The sequence below is a fragment of the Kordia sp. genome, from assembly GCF_965224175.1.
GTDB lineage: Bacteria > Bacteroidota > Bacteroidia > Flavobacteriales > Flavobacteriaceae > Kordia.
In genome coordinates, this window is the sequence record NZ_OZ245041.1 from 3617212 (window position 1) to 3639329 (window position 22118).

Here is a 22118-nt window from a genome sequence, read left to right on the forward strand (position 1 = left end):
AAGGAAGATAAACAAACATTCATGAAACCAGCAAGACTTTCATTACGTTCTCGAATATTTGCCTACATGATTCTTTTGATTCTGGTAGCGTCTATTTTGATTGCTTTAGTGACCATTTTTCAATACGGAGAACAATCAAGAGAATATCATAACCGAAGGTTAAAGCGTAAAAATGAGCAAGTTACAAAGCATGTGGACAATTTAATCGGCTTTGAAACCACCTATGTTGTAAATGAAAAAAATCTAGCGCTTATCTTCAAAGATGAAATCTATAAAATAGCTGATATTCACAATTTAATGGTTCATTTGTACGATTTAGAAGGAGGTTTTTTACTTACTTCAGATACTTCTTTACGAAGTGAAGGTATTATTGAATGTTTGCCAGCAAAAGTACTCAATGGTCTACAAGACAATATCGACAAAGATTATAGAGATGATGTTGTTGAGGTAAACAATATTGAATATCAATCGTTTTACAGCATCATTACAGATACAAAGTCGAAACCATTAGGAATTATAAACCTTCAATTTGAAGTTGATAATACGTATGAAAAAGAACTGCGCGAATTTTTAACTCGTTTAGGATATACCTACGTTTTAATGTTGCTTATCGCTGTTGTTTTTGCCTATTTTATTTCAAGATACATTACGCGTTCATTAAAGCGAATTGGAGAAAAACTAGATCAAACTCGATTCAATCAACGAAACGAAAAAATTATCATTGAAGATGTTGGAGAAGAAATTTTCAACCTAATCAACGCATATAATGGTATGATTGATGAACTGGAAGAAAGTGCCGTAAAATTAGCTAAAAGCGAACGTGAACAAGCGTGGCGCGAAATGGCAAAACAAGTAGCACACGAAATTAAAAATCCACTGACGCCAATGCGTTTAAGCGTACAAAGTTTTCAACGTAAATTTGATCATAACGATCCAAATATTCATCAAAAAGTAGACGAATATACCAAAACACTTATACAGCAAATTGATACTATGAGTAGCATTGCTTCTGCATTTTCAAATTTTGCTAAAATGCCAGCGCAACAAAGAGAAACGCTTAATGTGGTTGAAATTACACGTTTGGCAATGGATCTTTTTAATGAAGATTATATCAATTATTCGTATGAACAAGAAGAAATTATTGTAAAATTTGATCGAACACAATTAATTCGGGTAATTACCAATTTGGTTAAAAATGCAACACAAGCCATTTCGCAAGATCGTCAACCGCGTATTGATGTTCGTGTATTTGAAGACGGCGAAAATGTAAAAATTACCGTAAAGGATAACGGAATTGGAATTACACCAGAAAACGAACCAAAAATATTTGAGCCAAAATTCACGACAAAAACCAGTGGAATGGGATTAGGACTTGGAATGGTAAAAAATATTGTGGAAACTTATAATGGAAGTATTACTTTTACATCAAAAGAAAATGTAGGCACAACATTTACCGTGTCATTCCCAAAAACATAAACAATCATGAGTTACGAAAACATACTTGTACAGCAAGACAACGGAGTTGCAACGATTACAATAAATCGTCCAAAAAAATTAAATGCGTTAAATAGAGATACTATTCAAGAATTACATGATGCTTTTGAAGCTTTAGACGCTGCTGCAGATGCCAAAGTAATTATATTGACTGGAAGTGGAGAAAAAGCGTTTGTAGCTGGTGCAGATATTAGCGAATTTGCACATTTTTCAGTAGAAGAAGGTGGAAAATTAGCAGCTAAAGGACAAGAGTTGTTGTTTGATTTTGTACAAAATTTAGGAACGCCAGTAATTGCTGCTGTAAATGGATTTGCACTTGGTGGCGGATTGGAATTGGCAATGGCATCACATTTTAGAATTGCTAGTGACAATGCAAAAATGGGCTTACCAGAAGTATCACTTGGTGTCATTCCTGGTTATGGCGGAACGCAGCGTTTACCACAATTAGTAGGTAAAGGAAAAGCAATGGAAATGGTAATGACTGCTGGAATGATTGGAGCAGAAGAAGCTAAACAATGCGGATTGGTAAATCATGTAACTACACAAGAAGAATTATTACCATTAGCAACTAAGTTGGCAAGCAAAATTATGAGAAATTCATTAGTTGCTATTCGCGGAGCTATCAAAGCGGTAAATGCTAACTTTGAGGATGGTGTAAATGGTTATGAAGCTGAAATCGAAGAGTTTGGAAATTGTTTTGGAACAGAAGATTTTAAAGAAGGAACAACGGCTTTCTTAGAAAAACGAAAAGCAGCTTTTCCAGGAAAATAAAATTATTTATTATAATTTATATAAATGAAAAGCCTGCTCAACTGAGCAGGCTTTTCGTGTGTTAAACAATTATGTATAATTCAAAAACTATTCTGAACATGGGAAGAAATATGTAAGCGTATGTGAATATCCTGAACTCGTCGTAAAATTCACAGAATATGGTTCTGCTAAGTTTAATCTGGCAAATCCAGCATTTGCTTTCTGTTTTAATTTCTTCTTTGTCGCTTCAGGCTGTGATACAGGAGGCAAAATACTTGCAATATCAACTGGAACACAGTCTAGTCCTGAAATCATTAACAAACTTCCGCTAGAATTGATAGATCTTATCACTTTTTTTCTATGCTTAATTTTACTTTTGGCAATGGTTTGTCCTCCAAAAATATCTGCACGTTTCTTCAATTTTGTTTTACAGCGTATCCTTTTTCCATCAAGTTTTACACCTTTCGGCGAAGCTATGGATATGTCTCCTCTTGTACAATAGCCACCAGAATCTAGGTTGCCAGAAAGTTGGTTTTTACAGATGACTTCACTACTGTTTATAAAAGCAGAAAAACCAAAATTCATTGACTCGCAAGGTACTGGGAAAGTGTTATTTGCGCCACTGGCATCATATACAATTAGTGTAGTTGTTGTACCAGCGCCAGCAAAAGTCCATTCTATTGAATACGATTCTGTTAAGTGGTCCAGACCTTCTACTGAAAATTCCCATAATCCACTATCAGCATCTACAGGATTTTTAGAAATTCCTATAGGACATTCTAAGTTAATATCTAACGTATCTTCACCAGAACAACTATTTGGCGTTAAAAGATATACGGCTCCATACAATCTGAAATTGGCAATAGGAGCTGTGTCTGAATCTGTATAATCGATCTCTACAACAAACCATTCACCAGGATAACCATAAAAGTTATCTCCCCAAATTGATTCTGGAAGTCCTAAGCTATTTTCCTTAATGGTTACACTTGTAAATGTATCTGCATTGTCTAAATATGTAAAGTAGATAGGATCACTTCCTATAGGCGCAATTGAATGTGCATCAATTCTTAGTTTAATTGTTTTCTCGTCGTCATTATGATCTAATATTTCCCAAGAAACTACTGGTTGAAATCCACATTCCATACCTCTTTCATCACCACTGTAGTCAGCAGAATTGTCTACATGTGTTCCAGTTTCACTGATACTTTCAAAGTCAAATCGTGGGTCATCACAAATGTTAATCATTTCAACACCTAATTCGTTTACATAGTATGATATGTCTCTGTCTTTTAATTGTCCTCTTTTTACAAGTTCTTGTAAATTCAATAAAGCTTTGTAATTTTTACAGTTAGGTGGTTTTATACGAACAACCACACAACCATCACTCCATAAATAGAGATAATCTTCAATAATGATCATACCATCTTGATTTAACATAGATTCAAAAACGGTATCAAACGTATAGTCGAATGTATCAAAATCAGGATCATCAGGAATAATTCCTTCGTCCATATCTTGCTCTTTTTTACGTAAAGAATACAGACCTTTTGACATTTCGTAAGCAATTAATACATCTTCATCTTCTCCAGAAGTATGATAATTTTCATATAAATTTCTATGTGTATTTTGAACTTGATCTAAAGTGTTGAATTTTAAAATTGTTTTTCCACATAAGGTGTAGCCGCTTCCGCCTGCTTTTTGAACAAATCCGGTACTTTCAGATTGTTCTTCAACGTAGTCATCGTTTTTACAGCCTACAAATAAGAGTAGACTCAGCACTAAACATGACCATATTTTGTTTTTTATTGGCATAATTTTTTGTTTTAATTAATGGTTTACTTTTTTCATGATATTTAGTGCATTGTGATCAAGAATGCACATTAAAAAGAATCGATTTTATAAGTAAGGGTTGCTATTGAAATTTCATTACCCAGTTTTTTAACTTTTTTGAAGATTTCTGTAGTTGCACTCAAAAACATCTTTATTTAACTGTTTTCACTTACGTAGAATGTACTTTTGATGAACTAATTAAGGAATTTTGGGACATTCATCGAAAATCAAAGGAAGAGGCGCACAAAAAAATGTACACAATCGTTTTTTACAAGACGCACATGAAGTACGTGCTGATTTTTTAGAATACTGTCGTAAAGAAGGTGAGCAAGCTGATAAAAACAAAACGACATATATTAATGTATTTCCCAAAACAATCGTAAACAAAGTAACGAGTCCTGATGTTGGTATGGAATATTCACTAAACCCATACCAAGGTTGTGAACATGGTTGTATTTATTGTTACGCTCGAAATAGTCATGAATATTGGGGATTTAGTGCAGGATTGGACTTTGAACGTAAGATACTAGTCAAAAAAAATGCCGCCGAATTGCTAGAAGCCAAACTAAAAAAGAAAAACTGGCAAGCGTATACCATTGTACTTTCTGGAAATACGGACTGCTATCAACCTGCTGAAAAAGAACTGGAAATTACAAGAAGTTTGCTAAAAGTCTTCTTAAAATACAAACATCCGGTTGCTATTATTACTAAAAATTCGTTGATACTTCGTGATTTAGATCTTCTAAAAGAACTAGCAAAAGATAATTTAATTGGCGTTAATATTTCAATTACTTCCTTGTCGGAAGAAACGCGCCTTGTATTGGAGCCAAGAACTGCAACGATAAAAAAGCGACTGGAAACAGTACAAATATTAGCTGAAAACGGAATTCCTGTGAACGTGATGATTGCACCTATAATTCCATCTATTAACAGTCATGAAATTCTCCCTTTAGCCAAAAAAGTCTCTGAATTGGGTGCGACTTCTATTGCATTTACCATTGTACGATTAAATGGAGCTATTGGAGAAATATTTGCCGATTGGATTCGAAAAACAATGCCAGATAAGGCTGAAAAAGTATTGCATCAAATAGAAAGTTGCCATGGAGGTTCACTAAACGATAGTCGTTACGGGCATAGAATGCGAGGAGAAGGAAAAATAGCTGAGCAAATTCGAAATCTAATTCAACTAGCACGCTTAAAATATTTTAAAAATAAAAAACTGCCTAGACTCAATACAGATCTTCACGAACAGTATAAAAACGGTCAATATTCATTATTTTAACTACGCTTACGAAATATATACGACGCTTGTTAATTATGTAAGACTTTACATGAATATATAGTATACATTTAAAGATAGTTCATCGAAATTGATGACTAAAAAACATGTATAACTATAAAATATTAACAATGAAAAAAGTATTATTATGTGTAATTGCTTTTACCTTTTTATCCTGTATATCTGATGACGAAACCATTCCAATTGTTGACAAAAGTGCCATCAGTTTTAATCTAAACGGAACAGATTATTCTTTAACGGAATATAGCGTACAATTAAATCCACTTGATACTAATGATCGAATCATAGAAGCATCATTCGATAACAATACGAAAACACTCATATTTTTTGTCATGGTAGAAGAAACCAATCAAATAGATGAATTTATATTGCTTGAAAATGGCGTAGAGTACAGTTCAGATCCTACGTATGGCGATCGAGAAACATCCATAACAATACATACAGACTCTAAAATGGAAGGAACGTTTCGAGTAAATATAAAAGATGCAAGAGATCAACCAATATTTACATTCACAAATGGAGTAATAGATATTGAATATTAATCTCGCAGAAAACATAAAAAGCGTAGCATTCCACAAAGAATACTACGCTTTTACCTAATTAAGTATCAAATTTATAGCCTAAAATTTAATGCGTTCTGTAAACGATCTTCCTTGACTTTCAAACATTACGGTGTATTCACCTTTTTTCTGTTTTGAAAGTTCATAAATACGTTCTACAATCTTCGTGTTTTCAATTTCTTCCGAAAAAATCATAGAATTCTCATGTGTAAAAGATTCACGGTAATAAATCTTAATTTTTAAAGGTTGTACATCAAGAGAAAGTCTAGAAACAAACAAATGATTATCATCAACTCGTACGGTAGGTTTGTAAATAATCGATTCTTTTTCCTTGTCAAATACTACTGTATTCGAAGTAACTTTAAAAGGAATAATTACGATTTCAACATCTTTATCAAGTTCAAAATAATAATCACCGTCTGGCAAAGCTGTTAAGTCAAATCCTTTTTTATATGTTCCGTTTTGTTGTATAGATTCTCTATAAAGTACTAATAAATTAGTGTCTTTAATGATCAATTCATGTCCTTCTTTTACGTTGTTTAACGTTAAAACAGTATTTCCCTTTTTAGTATCTAAACTGTATACACTGTTTGCGTAGCTCATTACACTAATTGTCATCATTAGTATAAGTACCATGTTGTTCATTCTTTTTTTCATGACTTTTAGTTTTTAAATAATTACAGTACAAATCTAAGATTGATTTCCTGTTGTAAAAACAGCTATTTTGGCTAATTTATGTGTTATTTTAACCGTTAAATAATTGTAAACTTTTTTAAGGGTTAAAATAGAATACAATTTGGGTAAATGAACATAGATTTTGAGTAGTTTTAGTAGTATTTTTGTAATCATAGTTAAATCTTTTGCCGTGAATACAAAACCTACACTTGAAAAAATAACACCAGAGTTTGGAAACTCAATTTTTGTTGCACAAAATAAAGAAAAGCGTAAAAGAAACTTGGCATTTTGGCATTTTCATCCCGAAGTAGAGTTGGTATATGTAAATAAAGGTAAAGGAAAGTGCCACATTGGAAATCATCTTTCTTATTTTCACAACAGTCAATTAATTTTGATTGGCTCAAATTTACCACACAATGGTTTTACAGATCGATTAACATCGAAAGGAAAAGAAACGCTGATACAATTTAAAACTGATTTTTTAGGGAAAGAGTTTTACAGTTTGCCTGAAATGCAACCAATTTCGCTTTTGCTTGAAAAAGCTAAAAAAGGAATTCGTTTTAAACCAGAAACTAAGAAAATAGTAGGTCCAAAAATTGAAAAACTTCCCAAATACAATGGTTTTAAAAGAGTAATCAAACTATTAGAAATTTTAAATATGTTAGCTATAGCAGAAGATTACGAACTGCTAAATGTTGACGGATTTGCTTTTGAAACACAACCGCAAGACAGCATTAAAATTGATATCATATTTAAATATATCAACAATAATTTTCAACGACATATTACATTAGACGAAATAGCAAATGAAGTAAATATGACGGTTCCTGCATTTTGTAGGTATTTTAAGAAAATTACAGGAAAAACGTTTACAAAACTAGTGAACGAATATCGTGTAGTATATGCTACAAAATTGCTTTTGGAGAGCCAAAGTAGCATCACAGATATCTGCTATGAAAGTGGTTTCAATAATTTTTCGCACTTTAACAAGTTATTCAAGGAAATTACAGGAAAAAGTGCTTCCAAATACAGAAGTGAAATGAAATTAATGATTCAATAACCAACAACAAGTTCAATACATTTTTAATCTAAAGTGTAGAAGTAAATTTTATATTTCACCATTCCATTCACCATAAAACTGCTCTAGAAATTGCTCCATATACGCATGACGTTTTGCGGCAATTTGCTTTCCAGTTTTAGTATTCATTTTATCTTTAAGTAGTAGTAGTTTTTCGTAAAAATGATTGATGGTTGGCGCAGTTGACTTTTTATATTCCTCTTTAGTCATGTTGAGGTTAGGTTTAATAGCTGGATCGTATAACTTATGATTTTTAAAACCTCCATAATTGAAAGTGCGCGCAATACCAATAGCACCGATAGCATCTAAACGATCTGCGTCTTGAATAACAGCAAGTTCTGGTGATGTAAACTTTTGATCAAAATTTCCACCTTTAAAAGAAATATTCGTAATAATGTTTTCAACGTGTACAATAACATCTTCTGCCACAGCGATACGCTCTAAAAAATTACGAGCAACTTTTGGTCCAACAGTTTCATCGCCATTGTGAAATTTAGCATCGGCAATATCATGAAGTAAAGCGCCTAGACTCACAATAAATGTATCTACAGATTCTTCTTTGGCAATTAATAAGGTATTTTTGTATACACGTTCAATATGAAACCAATCGTGTCCGCCTTCTGCATGTTCAAGCGTCTTTTGGACAAAAGAAATGGTTTGCTCAATAATTTTTTCTTTTTCCATAAACTAATCGACAATAACGTGTTCTGTAATTGTTTTTTCAAGATGTTCTAACAATTCTTCACGTTTATTTTTTGGATAATCTCTTAAATTAATTGGTTCATGCGCTTCTACTTTAATATGTGAACCCAATCCGTATGGAAACTTTCCATATTTGGTGGTTTTCCAGGAATTATTAATGGTTACAGGAACTATTTGCGCATCAGGAATATACTTAAAAAGTACATTCAATCCTTTTGTTTTAAAAGGTTTAGGAACACCGGTTCGACTACGTGTTCCTTCAGGGAAAATAATCGCGGCAAAATTATTCTCGTTAATGAACTTTCCAAACCGAATAATTTCAGAAATGGCTTGTTTCGGATCATTTCTATCAATCAAAGCTGCGCCGCCATGACGTAAGTTGAATGAAATACTCGGAATTCCTTTTCCTAATTCTTTTTTACTGATAAATCGAGGATGATGCTTGCGAAACAACCAAATTAACGGTGAGATATCATTCATACTTTGGTGATTAGACACGATAATCAAAGGTCTATTTGCCTCTAATTTATAAGGATTTTTAAGTGTATAATGTGTGCCTAAAATATGATGGCAACGCATTAAAGAAAATTGCAATGCATTTACACTAATATCATGTCCTTTGCGTCCGCCTATTTTTAGGAAAATCCATTGGATTCCATGAAAAATAACTAACAACAATCCGAAAAAAAGCAAATAAATGCTTGTCAATATATACGATAAAAACTTCACTATAATGGTACTTTATAATATGGCAAAATTAAAAAACAAAACCACGCAAAAAGCGTGGTTAGGAATTATTTTTTTCGGGAAGAATGTATTAACAATTCTCGTTGTAAGCATCTTTTAGGTTTTCAGCAATCATTTCTGCTGGTCTTCCTTCAATATGATGACGTTCTAACATATGAACTAATTGTCCATCTTTAAACAAAGCCATGCTTGGAGAAGAAGGAGGAAAAGGCATCATATAACTTCTTGCCTTATCTGTAGCTTCTCTATCAACTCCAGCAAAAACAGTTACTAAATTATCTGGTTTCTTTTCGTTATCTAAAGACATTCTTGCGCCAGGTCTAGCATTTGCTGCAGCACAACCACAAACAGAATTTACAACTACAAGTGTTGTTCCTTCCTTTGCAATAGCATTATCAACAGCTTCTACCGTATGTAATTCTTCAAAACCAACAGCAGTTAAATCTGCTCTCATAGGTTTTACCAATTCTGGTGGATACATAATCTTCTAAATTAAATTCATTAATAATTTTGCAAAGATACGGATTAAATCCTTTTGAAACTGAATTCAGAAATGCTGTTTTTGTTAAAGAAAACTAAATAAGACGTCACAGAAATCGTAAGTGTTCACCAATTAATCATTTTTAGAAAAGAAATCGAAAATATGCTTTAAGGAAATTAGAATCGCACCAATAATACCTCCGAGGAAAAAGATTTTAGTAAAAATTCCTAGTTTGCTACGGCTAAATTTTGCAGAAAAACATAAATCACTATCAATAATAATATCTATAATTGAAAAATCAATTGTGATCACAAAAATTAAATCAATAAGAAATACTGTTATAAAAAACGCAATAAATAAAGACTCTTTTTTAACATGTATCAGCTTTTTTTCTCTCCATTTCTTTGTAATATTATTCTTTTTGTAATTGTTTTCTTTTTCTTTCGAGACCTTACTTTGATCCTTATCACTCATATTTCTTAAGCTTAGTAATACATGGTAGGTAATAATTTACGTCATACATGACTTAAAAATAGAAAATATATATCAAACACGTCATGTATGACGTAAATTATTGCGCCCTGAATTGAGAATTTTAACGTTTATGGACGCACTACAAAAAGAAGAGATGCTAAAAAAAATTGGCATGCGTGTTAAAGAGTTGAGAGTAAAAGCTGGTTATAAAAGTCATGAACAATTCGCATTTGATAATAATATTCAACCAAAACAAATGTGGCGATGGGAATCTGGTTATGATTTCAAAGTGTCTAGCTTAATTCGAATTGCCAAGATTCACAAAATCACCTTAGAAGAGTTTTTAAAAGATATTGAATAACACTTCGCGCATCTCAAAATATCATCGCTTACTCAACCATTGAGACTTAATAACTCTAAGGTAGTTTACTATTCAATTGATATGTTTCGATTCATATAAGCTTACCACAAATTTAACTGCAAAATTTAATAAAATAGTGCAGTATTGTTACACACATTTTCTAAACTCACGAGAATTGTCATTTCATTATCTTTTTTTCTTGGGAAAATGTATCTTTGGTAAAAAACTAATATATGAGTGGATTTGCAAGCTGGATTGGAGGCGCGTTAGGTTGGACACTTGGTGGACCAATTGGTGCTGCTATCGGATTTGCCATTGGAACGGCAGTTGACAAAGCAACATCTAAAGGATTATTACTTGAACCGCCAAAACGAGGTGAACAAGGACGTCGTAAACGAGTAGATCCTGTGTATGAAAAAAGACGACGACGAAAAACAACTACACAAAAACGATCACAAACCCGATCAGGAGATTTTGAAGTAAGTTTATTAGTGCTTTCTGCTATTGTAATGAAAGTTGATGGTGAAGTTTCGCAATCAGAAAAAGATTATGTGCGTAATTATTTTACAAAAATGTATGGGAAAGAACGTGCCAATCATGCGTTCAAACTGTTCAATGGATTGCTGAAAAAAGAAGATATTTCTACACGTCAAGTGTGTCAGCAAATTCAAATGTACATGGATCATTCTTCACGATTACAATTACTACATTATCTATTTGGTGTGACCAAAGCAGATGGACATGTTGACGAAGACGAAGTAACACTCATAGAAAAAATAGCAGGATATTTATACATCAACGATCGTGATTTTCAATCGATCAAAGCGATGTTTTATAATCCAGTAGACAGCGCGTATAAAATTTTAGAAATTGACAAATCAGTTTCTAACAATGAAATCAAAAAAGCGTATAGAAAAATGGCGAAAAAATATCATCCTGATAAATTACAACACTTAGGAGAAGAACATGTAAAAGGAGCAAAAGAGAAATTTCAGCAAGTACAAAAAGCCTACGAACAATTACAAAAAGAACGTGGTTTTTAAAATAAGTAAAATATAAGTTTAACACGAAACCCCAAAACCTAAAACCTACATACTCAATGAACGAATTTTGGATATATTTTAAATTAGGAATCAATCATATTCTTCATATAGAAGGTCTAGATCATATTCTTTTTTTAGTCGTATTGGTAATTGCCTATACTTTTAAAGATTGGAAAAAAGTATTGTGGTTAGTAACTGCCTTTACTGTTGGTCACACTTTATCTTTAATCTTGTCAACCTATGGAGCGGTAAAAGTAAATGGCGCTATTGTAGAATTCTTTGTATTGGTCACAATTTTTCTAATGGCTTTGTATAATGTGTTTACTGCCGGAAAGAACACAAATAAAGTAAAATCAGTAATATTACTCATCTCAGCATTATTCTTTGGAATTATTCATGGATTAGCTTTTGCTAAAGATTTTAAATCTATGATTACAGCAGGAGTGGACAGTAAGTTATTACCTTTACTAGAATTTACATTAGGAATTGAAGTAGCACAAATAATTGTAGTTTTAGTTGTATTGATAATCTCGTTTATTTTTCAGACTATATTTAGATTTTCCAAACGCGACTGGGTCATGGTTGTTTCCGCAATTGTAATTGGTGTATTAATTCCAACACTCATCAAAGCACGATTTTGGTAAAAAATTAACAACAAAGCTGTTGTGATTCCATCAGAAACCTAATATCTTCGTTATAGAAGGCAATAAGCAACTTTTATAGTTGCTTTTTTTTGCTTCAAAAAGGTTAAATTTGCATATGCCAAAACAAAAACAAGCAAAATACGATCATGCCTATTTACGCATGGCTAAAGAATGGGGAAAGCTTTCCTATTGTAAAAGAAAACAAGTCGGCGCGATTATTGTAAAAGATAGAATGATTATCTCTGATGGTTACAATGGAACACCATCAGGATTTGAAAATTTCTGCGAAGATGAAGAAGGATACACAAAATGGTATGTATTGCATGCAGAAGCAAACGCTATTTTAAAAGTAGCCGCTTCTACACAATCTTGTGTTGGTGCAACATTATATATTACAATGTCACCATGCAAAGAATGTAGCAAACTCATTCATCAATCAGGAATCAAAAGAGTTGTGTATGTTGATGCATACAAAGATGATTCAGGCATACAATTTTTAAAAAAAGCTGGCGTTGAAATAGAGCACATTCCTGTACTTCAAACCTCATAAATAAACGAATTTTGAATAAGACAACACAATATTTACTTCCCGTTATTATTGCCGCAGCAGTTGCCGCCGGAGTATTTATTGGTGGAAAATTAAATTTTAGTGCTTCTCCAGAAACCTTATTCTCATCAAACACAAGTAAAGATAAACTCAATCGACTTATTGACTACATTGATTACGAATATGTAGACGATGTTAATGTAGATAGTATTGTAGATGTCACTGTAACCAATATTCTTGGAAATTTAGATCCACATTCTGTATACATTCCTTCGGAAGAAGAAAAAAGAGTTGCCGAAAATATGCAAGGTGATTTTGTAGGTGTTGGAATCCGATTCGATATGGTAAATGATACTTTAACCGTTGTGCGAACGCTAGAAGGTGGACCAAGTGTGTTGGCAGGAATCAAAGCTGGCGATCGTATTTTAACGGCTGATAATGATACACTATATGGTAAAAACATGCGAAATACGGAGATTATTTCGAAATTAAAAGGCACAGAAAATACATCTGTAAACCTCAAAATATACCGTAAAGACACTAAAGAAGAATTTAATATTGACTTAAAAAGAGCCAAAGTTCCGATTCAAAGTGTAGTGGCGCATTACATGTTAACAGACGATTTAGGGTACATAAAAATTAACCGTTTTGCCGAAACAACATACAATGAATTTAAGGTAGCTTTGGCAGAATTGCAACAACAAGGAGCCAAAAACCTAACACTTGATCTTCGAAATAATCCTGGTGGAATTTTAGATGTAACTAGAAGTATTGCAGATGAATTTTTAGAAGATGGAAAACTAATTCTTTTTACAAAAAACAAAAAAGGAGAGATTGATAAATATTTTGCAACAGATGATGGCGAATTTGAAGAAGGTGAAATATATGTGTTAATCAACGAAAAATCAGCTTCTGCCAGTGAAATTATAGCAGGCGCTCTTCAAGACAATGATAAAGGAGTTATTGTGGGAAGACGCTCGTTTGGAAAAGGTTTGGTGCAACGACCAATGCCACTTGGAGATGGTTCTGTGGTGCGATTGACAATTTCACGCTATTACACGCCAACAGGACGATCTATTCAGCGTTCATACAAAGATGGAAACAAAGATTATTTTGACGAATATTATGAACGATTCAAATCGGGAGAATTAAAATCGATTGATAGTATTAAGGTTGCTGATTCGTTAAAATTTGAAACGCCAAAAGGTAAAATCGTATATGGCGGTGGCGGAATTATTCCAGATGTATTTATTCCACTTTCCAATACACCAGAAGAACTATCTCTCGAAAGAGGTTTGCGTACCAAAATTATAGGATATATTGATGATTTTGTATTTGAAAAGTTAGATGTTGACAGATCCTTATATAGCAACATGTCCTTGCAAGAATTTATGAATGAATTTACTGTCACTGACGATTTACTTCAAGAATATACAGACTTTTTTAGTAAGGTGCGTGGACAACGTATTTATATAGAAAAATATGCTGCACAAATGAAAAGGCATATCAAAGCTATTTACATTGAGCAATTATTTGGTATGAATGGCTATCAGCAACAACTCAATGTTGGTGATGAAATGATTGCCAAAGTGATCGCGTTACAGCAAAAATAATGACTGTTCTATTTGAAATCTATCAAGAATTTATAGTATACGGATCGGTTATAGTTGCAATTTTTTTTGCACTTCTTTCTATTGCTTTACATTTTAAAATCTTCAATCAAAAAACACTGAGAATACTAAGTTTTATAGCAATAGTACTATGTACTATGATGTCTATTGAATACTATCCGTTTCAAATATTCCAATCGCCAATAAGCTTACTTATACCTATTAGCTTGATTGTCATTGCAATTGATTTTTTTGTAGAATCGATTGCATCATTAGCATCAAAAACATTATTCATTCTCAATATACTTTACTTGGCTTTTGGACTCGGAATTTTAACTTCTAGTGCTAATACTTGGGGAAATATCAGTGCTGTTTTAGGAATGTTTATCGTACCAAATACGCTATTAATGACGATTTATTTATCGTTTACAATCAAAAATTATAAATTTCTAAGCATTAGCTTTCTAATTGCTGCGATGATAAGTTTATTGCTAATTGATATTGTCACAAACGGTTTTCAATATGGAATGTATGATGGAGATTTTGTAAAACAAAATAGGTACAGTAGTCTCTTGATCTGTTTTGTATTAATCTTTACAGGAATTATGTTTTATAAAAAACAAAAAGGAAGTCTTCAGGAAAAGCTATAAGTTCGTATTAGGAAAAAGATTCAAGATGTTCTTTGAGTAAATTTCGAAATAGAGCTAATACACTTAAGTTCAGCAAAAATATTCGTGAATTTGAAGAATAGAGATAATCTATATTTTGTTTATTTTCAGGAAATTATATCTTATCGTGCACTTTTGTATGATTTCCATCATTCCAAAGCGTTAAAATGTCAGTAGCTACTTGCGCGCCACTTCCTGCTGCAATAGCAAATTGACTTCTCCAACCTGCAATAGTTCCACAAGCATACAATCCGTTTTTAACAACATGATCTTCATTTTGAAGATAAATTCGATCTTTTTTGGCTGCAGCTCTTGGATGTGGAGCAATAAACTCATCCAATCCAGTAATAGTCAGTGGTTTTGCATAATTCAACGCAAGCACGACCAATTTACTATGATAAGTAGCTTTATTTGTAATAATTTCAAAATTACCAGCCTCACCTGAAATCTCTAGTACTTTTTCTTTGGCAATTTGTATAACGTGCGGATATACTTTTGTTAAATGTGCTTGTCCTTCATTTAAAATGGCGGCACCTGTTTTTCCTTCGGGCAAACCAAGTACATTATTAAACAAAGCATTTTGTAAATGTGAAGCTTTTTGATGCAACACAATTCCAATTTTCTTATCTGCAGCAAATGGTTTTTCTTTAGCAGAACCAAGCACGAGCGCGCATTGCATTCCTGAAACGCCACCGCCAATTACAAGTACATCAAACATTACTTATTGCTATTATTTACTTTATCTTCAATTTTCTTTGAAGTCATGAAAATTAATAAGATTAGAATAGCACACAAAGAAGCGACAATACTAATTAAGGCAATTAAGCTATCACCTTCTAACAAGTTGCTAAAATCTAAACGAGTAGCATTGAAAATAGAAAGAAGTATAGCGACAATAATAAGGACGTATGTGAATATTTTCATTTTTCTTTAAATAAGATCGTCAATGCGCACATCAATTCTAATTAGATGTATGTGCGCATTCACATGATTTTCTTGTTGCAAAATTACGCAAATATTTTTTGAATACCTGTAGTAAATATTTTAACTGCAATAGCTAATAAAATTACACCAAATACTTTTCTTAATATACGGATCCCGTTTTTTCCTAATAATCGTTCAATTCTAGCGGAAGCTTTCAATACAATATACATGATAGTCATATTAATTAAAATGGCAATAACTATATTGAGTGCGTCAAATTCAACTCGAAGTGATAAAATAGAAGTCAAACTTCCAGGACCAGCAACTAATGGAAAAGCAATAGGAAATACAGAAGCATCACTCAACGCATCTTCATCTTCTTTAAATAAAGTAATTCCTAAAATCATTTCTAATGCTAGAAAAAATAATACAAACGAACCTGCAATTGCAAATTGATTTACGGTAATACCAATCAAATTCAATACACTTTGTCCAACAAACAAAAACACGGTCAAAATAACACCTGCAATAATAGTGGCTTTTCCAGATTGAATCCGTCCAGTTTTACGTCGTAAATCTATGATAATAGGAACATTTCCTATAATATCAATCACGGCAAAAAGTACCATACTTGCCGTTAAAATGTGCTTAAAATTTAACTCCATTTCGATACATTTTTAAATTCGCGGCAAATGTACACTATTCGTCTAATTATCAAAGAGAAAAGATATATTTTTTAAGTTAAATTAAGATGAAATTAAAGCGCTCAAAAAAATCGTACATATAGCTGAATTACAAAACAGATAAAAAGGTATATTTGCAACATGTTTCAGTTAGGAAAAACCATTGTTTCAGAAGATATCATCGAAAAGGATTTTGTGTGTAATATTAAGGCATGCAAAGGAATTTGTTGTGTAGAAGGTGATGCAGGCGCGCCATTAGAGCAGGAGGAAATCAAAATATTGGATGCTATTTATGATACTGTAAAACCTTTTCTTCGCAAAGAAGGAATAGAAGCCATAGAGCAACAAGGAACTTATATCGTAAGAGATAATGGTGATTTGGAAACACCTTTAGTAAATGGTGCCGAATGTGCATATGTTACCTTTGACGATAATCAAACAGCAATGTGCGGAATTGAACAAGCCTACAATAAAGGACTGGTAGACTGGAAAAAACCAATCTCTTGTCATTTATATCCTATTCGTATAGAAGATTACAGTGAATTTGCAGCCGTAAATTATCATAGATGGCCAATTTGTGATGATGCATGCTCTTTAGGAAAAGAATTACAAGTTCCAATCTATAAATTTGTAAAAGAAGCATTGATTCGAAAATTTGGAGAAGATTGGTATCTCGAATTAGAAAAGACTGCACAAAAATTAGGACGCTAAATCTTAAAATTTCTTTTTCTCATTTTTTTTTAAAATCTCACGTTTTATCGCTGCTAACAAGGAATTAGTTATTGTAACTTGCTGAAAATCAATAAAAAATGCCAATTTGAAAATATGTTAAAAAGTAGGAAAAAACTGTACTGTTGTTAAAAACTCACTAACTTTGTGAATAAGTTAGACTTTCTTTTTCAAACACATTTTTTCATCTTTGTTATTCCCAAATCAAACAATAGTCTTTTACCCAATTTTACATTAAAAACTCGATAATTTTATGTCATCAGCAATAGAACCCATCTTACAAGAAAACAAAGACAGATTTGTGATTTTTCCAATTAAACATGCAGATATTTGGGAATGGTACAAAAAATCTGAAGCTAGTTTTTGGACGGCAGAAGAAATTGATCTTCACCAAGATTTAACAGATTGGACTACAAAGTTGAATGATGACGAGCGTTATTTTATCAAACACATTCTTGCATTTTTCGCAGCATCAGATGGAATTGTAAATGAAAACTTAGCAGAGAACTTTGTAAACGAAGTACAATATTCGGAAGCTAAATTTTTCTACGGATTCCAAATTATGATGGAAAATATTCATTCTGAAACATATTCTCTATTAATAGATACATATGTAAAAGATGAAAAAGAAAAAGACAAGTTGTTTAAGGCAATCGAGAATTTTCCGGCAATCAAAAAGAAAGCAGACTGGGCTTTACAATGGATTGAATCACCAAGTTTTGCAGAACGTTTAATTGCGTTTGCAGCTGTAGAAGGTATTTTCTTTTCAGGAGCTTTCTGTTCTATTTATTGGTTAAAGAAAAGAGGAATTATGCCAGGATTAACGTTTTCTAACGAGTTAATCTCTCGTGATGAAGGTGTTCACTGTGATTTTGCAGTGCATTTACACAATAATCACTTAGTAAATAAAGTTCCTAAAGAACGTATCCGTGCAATTATTGTGGATGCACTAAACATTGAACGTGAATTTATCACAGAATCATTGCCAGTAAGTCTTATAGGAATGAACGCTAAATTAATGACACAATACTTGGAGTTTGTTACCGACAGACTTTTACAAGAATTAGGTTGTGAAAAAGAGTATAATGTGTCAAATCCATTCGATTTTATGGATATGATTTCCCTTCAAGGTAAAACAAACTTCTTCGAAAAAAGAGTATCTGAATATCAAAAAGCAGGTGTCTTAAATAAAGAAGAAGAGTCAGACAAATTTAGCTTTGACGCTGATTTCTAGTTAAAAATACCCAAATGATTTTGGCTGTTTGCAGTCTAAATCTAAAAATACATAATAGAATACCCGAAACACTAATTTTTTTCGCCGAAAATTGGTGAAATAACTAACCCCTTTTCTGAACGAAATTCAGAAGAATAAAAAAATAGACGAGCATATGTTTGTAGTAAAAAGAGATGGAAGAAAAGAGCCAATGATGTTTGACAAGATCACTTCACGAGTGAGAAAGTTATGCTATGGCTTAAACGATTTGGTAGATCCTGTAAAAGTTGCCATGCGTGTAATTGAAGGATTATACGATGGAGTTACCACTTCAGAATTAGATAATTTGGCCGCAGAAATTGCCGCCACAATGACAACTACGCATCCCGATTATGCTCGATTGGCAGCGCGTATTTCCGTATCGAACTTGCATAAAAACACCAAAAAATCGTTTTCTGAAACGATGGTAGATTTATACGAATATGTAAACCCAAGAACAGGAAAAAAAGCACCTTTATTATCTGATGAGGTATACAAGGTAATTATGGACAATGCAGATCGTTTAGATTCTACAATTATCTATAACCGTGATTTTGGTTATGATTATTTCGGATTTAAAACCTTAGAGCGTTCATACTTATTAAAGTTAAACGGTAAAATTGCTGAACGTCCACAACATATGCTAATGCGTGTTTCTGTTGGAATTCACCTAAACGACCTAGATGCAGCGATTGAAACATACGAGTTAATGTCTAAAAAGTACTTTACACATGCAACTCCAACGTTATTCAACTCAGGAACACCAAAACCGCAAATGTCATCATGTTTCTTATTGGCGATGCAAGATGATAGTATTGACGGAATCTACGATACATTAAAACAAACGGCGAAAATATCACAATCAGCAGGAGGAATTGGTTTGTCTATCCACAATGTTCGTGCTACAGGATCATATATTGCTGGAACTAACGGAACAAGTAACGGAATTGTACCAATGTTACGTGTGTACAATGATACAGCTCGTTATGTAGATCAAGGTGGAGGAAAACGTAAAGGTTCATTTGCAATTTATGTAGAACCATGGCATGCTGATATTTTTGACTTCTTAGATTTAAAGAAAAACCACGGTAAAGAAGAAATGCGTGCGCGTGATTTATTCTATGCAATGTGGATTCCAGATTTATTCATGAAAAGAGTAGAAGAAGATGCTTCTTGGACGTTAATGTGTCCAAATGAGTGTCCAAACTTATTCAATGTACACAGTGATGAATTTGAAGCATTATACTTAAAGTATGAAGCTGCTGGAAAAGGAAGAAAAACAATCAAGGCGCGTGAGTTATGGGAGAAAATCCTAGAATCTCAAATTGAAACAGGAACGCCTTACATGTTATATAAAGATGCGGCAAACCGTAAGTCAAATCAAAAGAACTTAGGAACGATTCGTTCGTCAAACCTTTGTACAGAAATCATGGAGTATACATCTCCAGATGAAGTAGCGGTTTGTAATTTGGCTTCTATTGCATTGCCAATGTTTATCAAAGGAAACGAATTTGATCACGACGAATTATTCCGTGTTACAAAGCGTGTTACAAAAAACTTAAATAAAGTAATTGATAGAAACTACTATCCTGTAAAAGAAGCGGAAAACTCTAATTTCCGTCACCGTCCAATAGGATTAGGAGTACAAGGATTGGCAGATACATTTATCAAGTTAAGAATGCCTTTCACATCTGATGAAGCTAAAAAACTGAATCAAGAAATTTTTGAAACATTATATTTCGCAGCAGTAACTGCTTCCATGGAAATGGCAACCGTAGAAGGTCCATACCAAACATATGAAGGTTCGCCAATATCACAAGGAGAATTCCAACATAACTTATGGGGAATTAAAGATGAGGAATTAAGTGGTCGTTGGGACTGGGCAAGTTTACGTAAAGAGGTAGTTAAAAACGGAGTGCGTAACTCATTATTAGTAGCGCCAATGCCAACAGCTTCTACATCACAAATTCTTGGAAACAACGAATGTTTTGAGCCGTATACATCAAACATTTATACGCGTAGAGTACTTTCTGGAGAATTCATCGTCGTAAACAAGCATTTACTAGAAGACTTAGTAAACTTAGGATTGTGGACAGAAGATTTAAAGCAAGAATTAATGCGTGCTAACGGATCTATCCAGCACATTGAAGAAATTCCGCAAGACATCAAAGATTTATATAAAACAGTTTGGGAATTGAGTATGAAAGATATTATCGATATGTCTCGTCATAGAGGATATTTCATTGATCAATCTCAATCATTAAACTTATTCATGGAAGGTGCAACGATGGCAAAATTAACGTCAATGCACTTCTACGCTTGGAAATCTGGATTAAAAACAGGAATGTACTACTTACGAACAAAATCGGCAGTAGATGCAATTAAGTTTACAGTGAAGAAAGCGAAAAAATCAATACCAGTAGCTGCTGAAGCTGCAGCCGTAGCGCCAGGGGCAAAACCAAAACCAGTAGCTGTAGAGCCACTGACACCACAAGAACTGCAAGAAATGTTATCAAAAGCGAGAGAAAGCGAAGATGACGATTGCTTAATGTGTGGTTCTTAAGTCTACAAAGCTTATAAAAAACCGGCAAAAGAAAAGGGAATGTTGTACAACATTCCCTTTTTTATGTTTTATAAAGGCGTATTCGTGTCAAATCTAAAAAAACTAACAGCAAGGCAATCTAAGAGATTCCTAAAAAATCAGGAATATGTCTAACGTTCTAAGTAAGTCTAAAAATCTAAAAGCGTCAGTGGTCTAACATCTAGTAGCAAAGCGATCTAAGTATTTAAAGACAAGGTAGTTCATTGATACATTTTCAAATTGAAAAATTGTTACATTAATTAAGAATATCCGTTCCTAAATACCCATTATTTTCATTGTAATACCAAGCACGTTTTTTAGGCATTTTAATACCATTAATGACAGCCTCTTCTGTTAGTAAAATATATTCTCCGTCATTTTTAGATTCATCTTTAAAAAACTGATACACTTCCATAGCGTATGTTTTCGGATCAAAATAAAAATACCAAGTATCTTTCCCTACATTTTCATTGTAAGTAGCTTTCAATACTAAATATTCCTTTCCTTTAAAGGTTTTCTTTTGCACTTTTGGATCGATGATAGTTCCTGGATCTTTTAATTTCATTGGCAAACCATACAAATATTCGTAATAGCCTTTATATAAATTGGCGCGTTTACAATTAAGACTCTTTTCTTTGGCTATTTCTTCTGGAATATTAGTTTCTCCATTAAAAGCAACAGTACAACTGTCTTTATCAACGGTAAATTCGGTTGTTTCTGCATTACGTGTTGCTTTTACATAAAAATATTCTTTAGGTAAATTAATTTTAATAGTACTTACGCGCGATCCATTTTTAGGTGTTTCCATAGTAATTTGAAGTGTTCCGTTGAAACTTGCCCAATTTCCATTAGGATCGTGATATTGAATGGTTTTTTCTAACAATTGTTGTCCTGTCAATTCTTGGCTTATTGCGTTTGTCGTATATATAAAAAAACTACATAGAAGACAAAAGAAAAATGATTTGTTCATGGTTTTATTTGGTAT

The 22118-nt window shown here is 32.9% G+C and carries 24 protein-coding genes; 14 read left to right on the forward strand and 10 right to left on the reverse strand.

The annotated features are described in order from the left end of the window. The first annotated feature begins 21 nt into the window (after positions 1-21). Together ACOQOS_RS15700 and ACOQOS_RS15705 are read left to right on the forward strand one after the other, a co-directional pair. On the forward strand, positions 22-1476 hold the full coding sequence (locus ACOQOS_RS15700) for a sensor histidine kinase (RefSeq protein ID WP_420571416.1): 1455 nt from the start codon (positions 22-24) through the stop codon (positions 1474-1476). Between the two features lie 6 nt (positions 1477-1482). Continuing rightward, complete coding sequence (locus ACOQOS_RS15705; RefSeq protein ID WP_420571417.1) at positions 1483-2265, forward strand: enoyl-CoA hydratase/isomerase family protein; 783 nt, start codon at positions 1483-1485, stop codon at positions 2263-2265. Positions 2266-2352: 87 nt separating this feature from the next. Here ACOQOS_RS15705 and ACOQOS_RS15710 read toward each other — a convergent pair whose 3' ends face one another. After that, positions 2353-4056 (reverse strand): hypothetical protein, encoded by a 1704-nt coding sequence (locus tag ACOQOS_RS15710; RefSeq protein ID WP_420571418.1) that lies wholly within the window; start codon positions 4054-4056, stop codon positions 2353-2355. Positions 4057-4282: 226 nt separating this feature from the next. On the opposite strand from ACOQOS_RS15710, the gene ACOQOS_RS15715 reads away from it, so the two are divergent. Together ACOQOS_RS15715 and ACOQOS_RS15720 are read left to right on the forward strand one after the other, a co-directional pair. Continuing rightward, positions 4283-5356, forward strand: coding sequence for a PA0069 family radical SAM protein (locus ACOQOS_RS15715; protein ID WP_420571419.1), 1074 nt, complete (start codon positions 4283-4285; stop codon positions 5354-5356). A gap of 128 nt (positions 5357-5484) precedes the next feature. Continuing rightward, the gene (locus tag ACOQOS_RS15720; RefSeq protein ID WP_420571420.1) at positions 5485-5916 is read left to right on the forward strand and encodes a hypothetical protein; all 432 of its coding nucleotides are present in this window, start codon (positions 5485-5487) and stop codon (positions 5914-5916) included. Between the two features lie 78 nt (positions 5917-5994). Here the strand turns inward: ACOQOS_RS15720 and ACOQOS_RS15725 are convergent, their stop codons facing one another. Next, on the reverse strand, positions 5995-6591 hold the full coding sequence (locus ACOQOS_RS15725) for a hypothetical protein (protein WP_420571421.1): 597 nt from the start codon (positions 6589-6591) through the stop codon (positions 5995-5997). A 208-nt stretch (positions 6592-6799) separates the two neighbouring features. Between ACOQOS_RS15725 and ACOQOS_RS15730 the strand changes: the two genes are divergently transcribed. Continuing rightward, a complete protein-coding gene (locus ACOQOS_RS15730) occupies positions 6800-7669 on the forward strand; it encodes an AraC family transcriptional regulator (RefSeq protein WP_420571422.1) in 870 nt (289 codons plus the stop codon). A gap of 48 nt (positions 7670-7717) precedes the next feature. On the opposite strand, the gene ACOQOS_RS15735 is transcribed toward ACOQOS_RS15730, so the two are convergent. From ACOQOS_RS15735 to ACOQOS_RS15750, 4 genes are all read right to left on the reverse strand, one after another. Beyond that, positions 7718-8371, reverse strand: coding sequence for an HD domain-containing protein (locus ACOQOS_RS15735; RefSeq protein WP_420571423.1), 654 nt, complete (start codon positions 8369-8371; stop codon positions 7718-7720). Positions 8372-8374: 3 nt separating this feature from the next. Beyond that, positions 8375-9121, reverse strand: a complete 747-nt coding sequence (locus tag ACOQOS_RS15740; protein ID WP_420575155.1) for a lysophospholipid acyltransferase family protein — start codon at positions 9119-9121, stop codon at positions 8375-8377. Between the two features lie 85 nt (positions 9122-9206). Beyond that, complete coding sequence (locus ACOQOS_RS15745) at positions 9207-9617, reverse strand: BrxA/BrxB family bacilliredoxin (protein WP_420571424.1); 411 nt, start codon at positions 9615-9617, stop codon at positions 9207-9209. 132 nt (positions 9618-9749) lie between these two features. Further along, on the reverse strand, positions 9750-10091 hold the full coding sequence (locus ACOQOS_RS15750) for a hypothetical protein (protein WP_420571425.1): 342 nt from the start codon (positions 10089-10091) through the stop codon (positions 9750-9752). 130 nt (positions 10092-10221) lie between these two features. Here ACOQOS_RS15750 and ACOQOS_RS15755 point away from each other — a divergent pair, with 130 nt between their 5' ends. From ACOQOS_RS15755 to ACOQOS_RS15780, 6 genes are all read left to right on the forward strand, one after another. Continuing rightward, on the forward strand, positions 10222-10452 hold the full coding sequence (locus ACOQOS_RS15755) for a helix-turn-helix domain-containing protein (protein ID WP_420571426.1): 231 nt from the start codon (positions 10222-10224) through the stop codon (positions 10450-10452). A gap of 233 nt (positions 10453-10685) precedes the next feature. After that, positions 10686-11495, forward strand: a complete 810-nt coding sequence (locus ACOQOS_RS15760) for a TerB family tellurite resistance protein (RefSeq protein WP_420571427.1) — start codon at positions 10686-10688, stop codon at positions 11493-11495. 56 nt (positions 11496-11551) lie between these two features. Continuing rightward, on the forward strand, positions 11552-12139 hold the full coding sequence (locus ACOQOS_RS15765) for a HupE/UreJ family protein (protein ID WP_420571428.1): 588 nt from the start codon (positions 11552-11554) through the stop codon (positions 12137-12139). Between the two features lie 115 nt (positions 12140-12254). Next, positions 12255-12689, forward strand: coding sequence for a deoxycytidylate deaminase (locus ACOQOS_RS15770; RefSeq protein WP_420571429.1), 435 nt, complete (start codon positions 12255-12257; stop codon positions 12687-12689). 11 nt (positions 12690-12700) lie between these two features. Next, positions 12701-14299, forward strand: coding sequence for a S41 family peptidase (locus tag ACOQOS_RS15775; RefSeq protein ID WP_420571430.1), 1599 nt, complete (start codon positions 12701-12703; stop codon positions 14297-14299). After that, positions 14299-14946 carry a hypothetical protein gene (locus tag ACOQOS_RS15780; protein ID WP_420571431.1) on the forward strand — a complete coding sequence of 216 codons (648 nt, stop codon included), beginning with the start codon at positions 14299-14301 and terminating at the stop codon, positions 14944-14946. The genes ACOQOS_RS15775 and ACOQOS_RS15780 overlap by 1 nt, the downstream gene beginning before the upstream one ends. A 133-nt stretch (positions 14947-15079) precedes the next feature. Here ACOQOS_RS15780 and ACOQOS_RS15785 read toward each other — a convergent pair whose 3' ends face one another. The 3 genes from ACOQOS_RS15785 to ACOQOS_RS15795 all read right to left on the reverse strand — a co-directional run bounded on the left by ACOQOS_RS15785 (position 15080) and on the right by ACOQOS_RS15795 (position 16553). After that, positions 15080-15682 carry an NAD(P)/FAD-dependent oxidoreductase gene (locus ACOQOS_RS15785; protein WP_420571432.1) on the reverse strand — a complete coding sequence of 201 codons (603 nt, stop codon included), beginning with the start codon at positions 15680-15682 and terminating at the stop codon, positions 15080-15082. After that, entirely contained in the window at positions 15682-15888 is a 207-nt protein-coding gene (locus ACOQOS_RS15790) for a hypothetical protein (RefSeq protein ID WP_420571433.1), read from the reverse strand. The genes ACOQOS_RS15785 and ACOQOS_RS15790 overlap by 1 nt, the downstream gene beginning before the upstream one ends. A gap of 83 nt (positions 15889-15971) precedes the next feature. After that, positions 15972-16553, reverse strand: coding sequence for a MarC family protein (locus ACOQOS_RS15795; RefSeq protein WP_420571434.1), 582 nt, complete (start codon positions 16551-16553; stop codon positions 15972-15974). A 159-nt stretch (positions 16554-16712) separates the two neighbouring features. Here ACOQOS_RS15795 and ACOQOS_RS15800 point away from each other — a divergent pair, with 159 nt between their 5' ends. The 3 genes from ACOQOS_RS15800 (at position 16713) to ACOQOS_RS15810 (ending at position 21115) form a co-directional block, all read left to right on the forward strand. Next, positions 16713-17282: a DUF3109 family protein gene (locus ACOQOS_RS15800; protein ID WP_420571435.1), complete on the forward strand. Its 570-nt coding sequence runs from the start codon at positions 16713-16715 to the stop codon at positions 17280-17282. A gap of 271 nt (positions 17283-17553) precedes the next feature. Then, on the forward strand, positions 17554-18534 hold the full coding sequence (locus ACOQOS_RS15805) for a ribonucleotide-diphosphate reductase subunit beta (RefSeq protein ID WP_420571436.1): 981 nt from the start codon (positions 17554-17556) through the stop codon (positions 18532-18534). 154 nt (positions 18535-18688) lie between these two features. Continuing rightward, entirely contained in the window at positions 18689-21115 is a 2427-nt protein-coding gene (locus ACOQOS_RS15810) for a ribonucleoside-diphosphate reductase subunit alpha (protein WP_420571437.1), read from the forward strand. Positions 21116-21389: 274 nt separating this feature from the next. On the opposite strand, the gene ACOQOS_RS15815 is transcribed toward ACOQOS_RS15810, so the two are convergent. Then, positions 21390-22103, reverse strand: a complete 714-nt coding sequence (locus ACOQOS_RS15815) for a DUF6503 family protein (protein ID WP_420571438.1) — start codon at positions 22101-22103, stop codon at positions 21390-21392. Positions 22104-22118 lie beyond the last annotated feature (15 nt).

What these genes read in the sequence shown, in the direction of transcription:
- ACOQOS_RS15780 (WP_420571431.1), top strand. Translation starts at nt 14,299, where the DNA reads ATGACTGTTCTATTTGAAATCTATCAAGAATTTATAGTATACGGATCG.
- ACOQOS_RS15760 (WP_420571427.1), top strand. Translation starts at nt 10,686, where the DNA reads ATGAGTGGATTTGCAAGCTGGATTGGAGGCGCGTTAGGTTGGACACTT.
- ACOQOS_RS15720 (WP_420571420.1), top strand. Translation starts at nt 5,485, where the DNA reads ATGAAAAAAGTATTATTATGTGTAATTGCTTTTACCTTTTTATCCTGT.
- ACOQOS_RS15785 (WP_420571432.1), bottom strand. Translation starts at nt 15,682, where the DNA reads ATGTTTGATGTACTTGTAATTGGCGGTGGCGTTTCAGGAATGCAATGC.
- ACOQOS_RS15700 (WP_420571416.1), top strand. Translation starts at nt 22, where the DNA reads ATGAAACCAGCAAGACTTTCATTACGTTCTCGAATATTTGCCTACATG.
- ACOQOS_RS15750 (WP_420571425.1), bottom strand. Translation starts at nt 10,091, where the DNA reads ATGAGTGATAAGGATCAAAGTAAGGTCTCGAAAGAAAAAGAAAACAAT.
- ACOQOS_RS15710 (WP_420571418.1), bottom strand. Translation starts at nt 4,056, where the DNA reads ATGCCAATAAAAAACAAAATATGGTCATGTTTAGTGCTGAGTCTACTC.
- ACOQOS_RS15790 (WP_420571433.1), bottom strand. Translation starts at nt 15,888, where the DNA reads ATGAAAATATTCACATACGTCCTTATTATTGTCGCTATACTTCTTTCT.
- ACOQOS_RS15745 (WP_420571424.1), bottom strand. Translation starts at nt 9,617, where the DNA reads ATGTATCCACCAGAATTGGTAAAACCTATGAGAGCAGATTTAACTGCT.
- ACOQOS_RS15725 (WP_420571421.1), bottom strand. Translation starts at nt 6,591, where the DNA reads ATGAAAAAAAGAATGAACAACATGGTACTTATACTAATGATGACAATT.
- ACOQOS_RS15815 (WP_420571438.1), bottom strand. Translation starts at nt 22,103, where the DNA reads ATGAACAAATCATTTTTCTTTTGTCTTCTATGTAGTTTTTTTATATAT.
- ACOQOS_RS15805 (WP_420571436.1), top strand. Translation starts at nt 17,554, where the DNA reads ATGTCATCAGCAATAGAACCCATCTTACAAGAAAACAAAGACAGATTT.
- ACOQOS_RS15765 (WP_420571428.1), top strand. Translation starts at nt 11,552, where the DNA reads ATGAACGAATTTTGGATATATTTTAAATTAGGAATCAATCATATTCTT.
- ACOQOS_RS15755 (WP_420571426.1), top strand. Translation starts at nt 10,222, where the DNA reads ATGGACGCACTACAAAAAGAAGAGATGCTAAAAAAAATTGGCATGCGT.
- ACOQOS_RS15770 (WP_420571429.1), top strand. Translation starts at nt 12,255, where the DNA reads ATGCCAAAACAAAAACAAGCAAAATACGATCATGCCTATTTACGCATG.
- ACOQOS_RS15810 (WP_420571437.1), top strand. Translation starts at nt 18,689, where the DNA reads ATGTTTGTAGTAAAAAGAGATGGAAGAAAAGAGCCAATGATGTTTGAC.
- ACOQOS_RS15705 (WP_420571417.1), top strand. Translation starts at nt 1,483, where the DNA reads ATGAGTTACGAAAACATACTTGTACAGCAAGACAACGGAGTTGCAACG.
- ACOQOS_RS15800 (WP_420571435.1), top strand. Translation starts at nt 16,713, where the DNA reads ATGTTTCAGTTAGGAAAAACCATTGTTTCAGAAGATATCATCGAAAAG.
- ACOQOS_RS15795 (WP_420571434.1), bottom strand. Translation starts at nt 16,553, where the DNA reads ATGGAGTTAAATTTTAAGCACATTTTAACGGCAAGTATGGTACTTTTT.
- ACOQOS_RS15735 (WP_420571423.1), bottom strand. Translation starts at nt 8,371, where the DNA reads ATGGAAAAAGAAAAAATTATTGAGCAAACCATTTCTTTTGTCCAAAAG.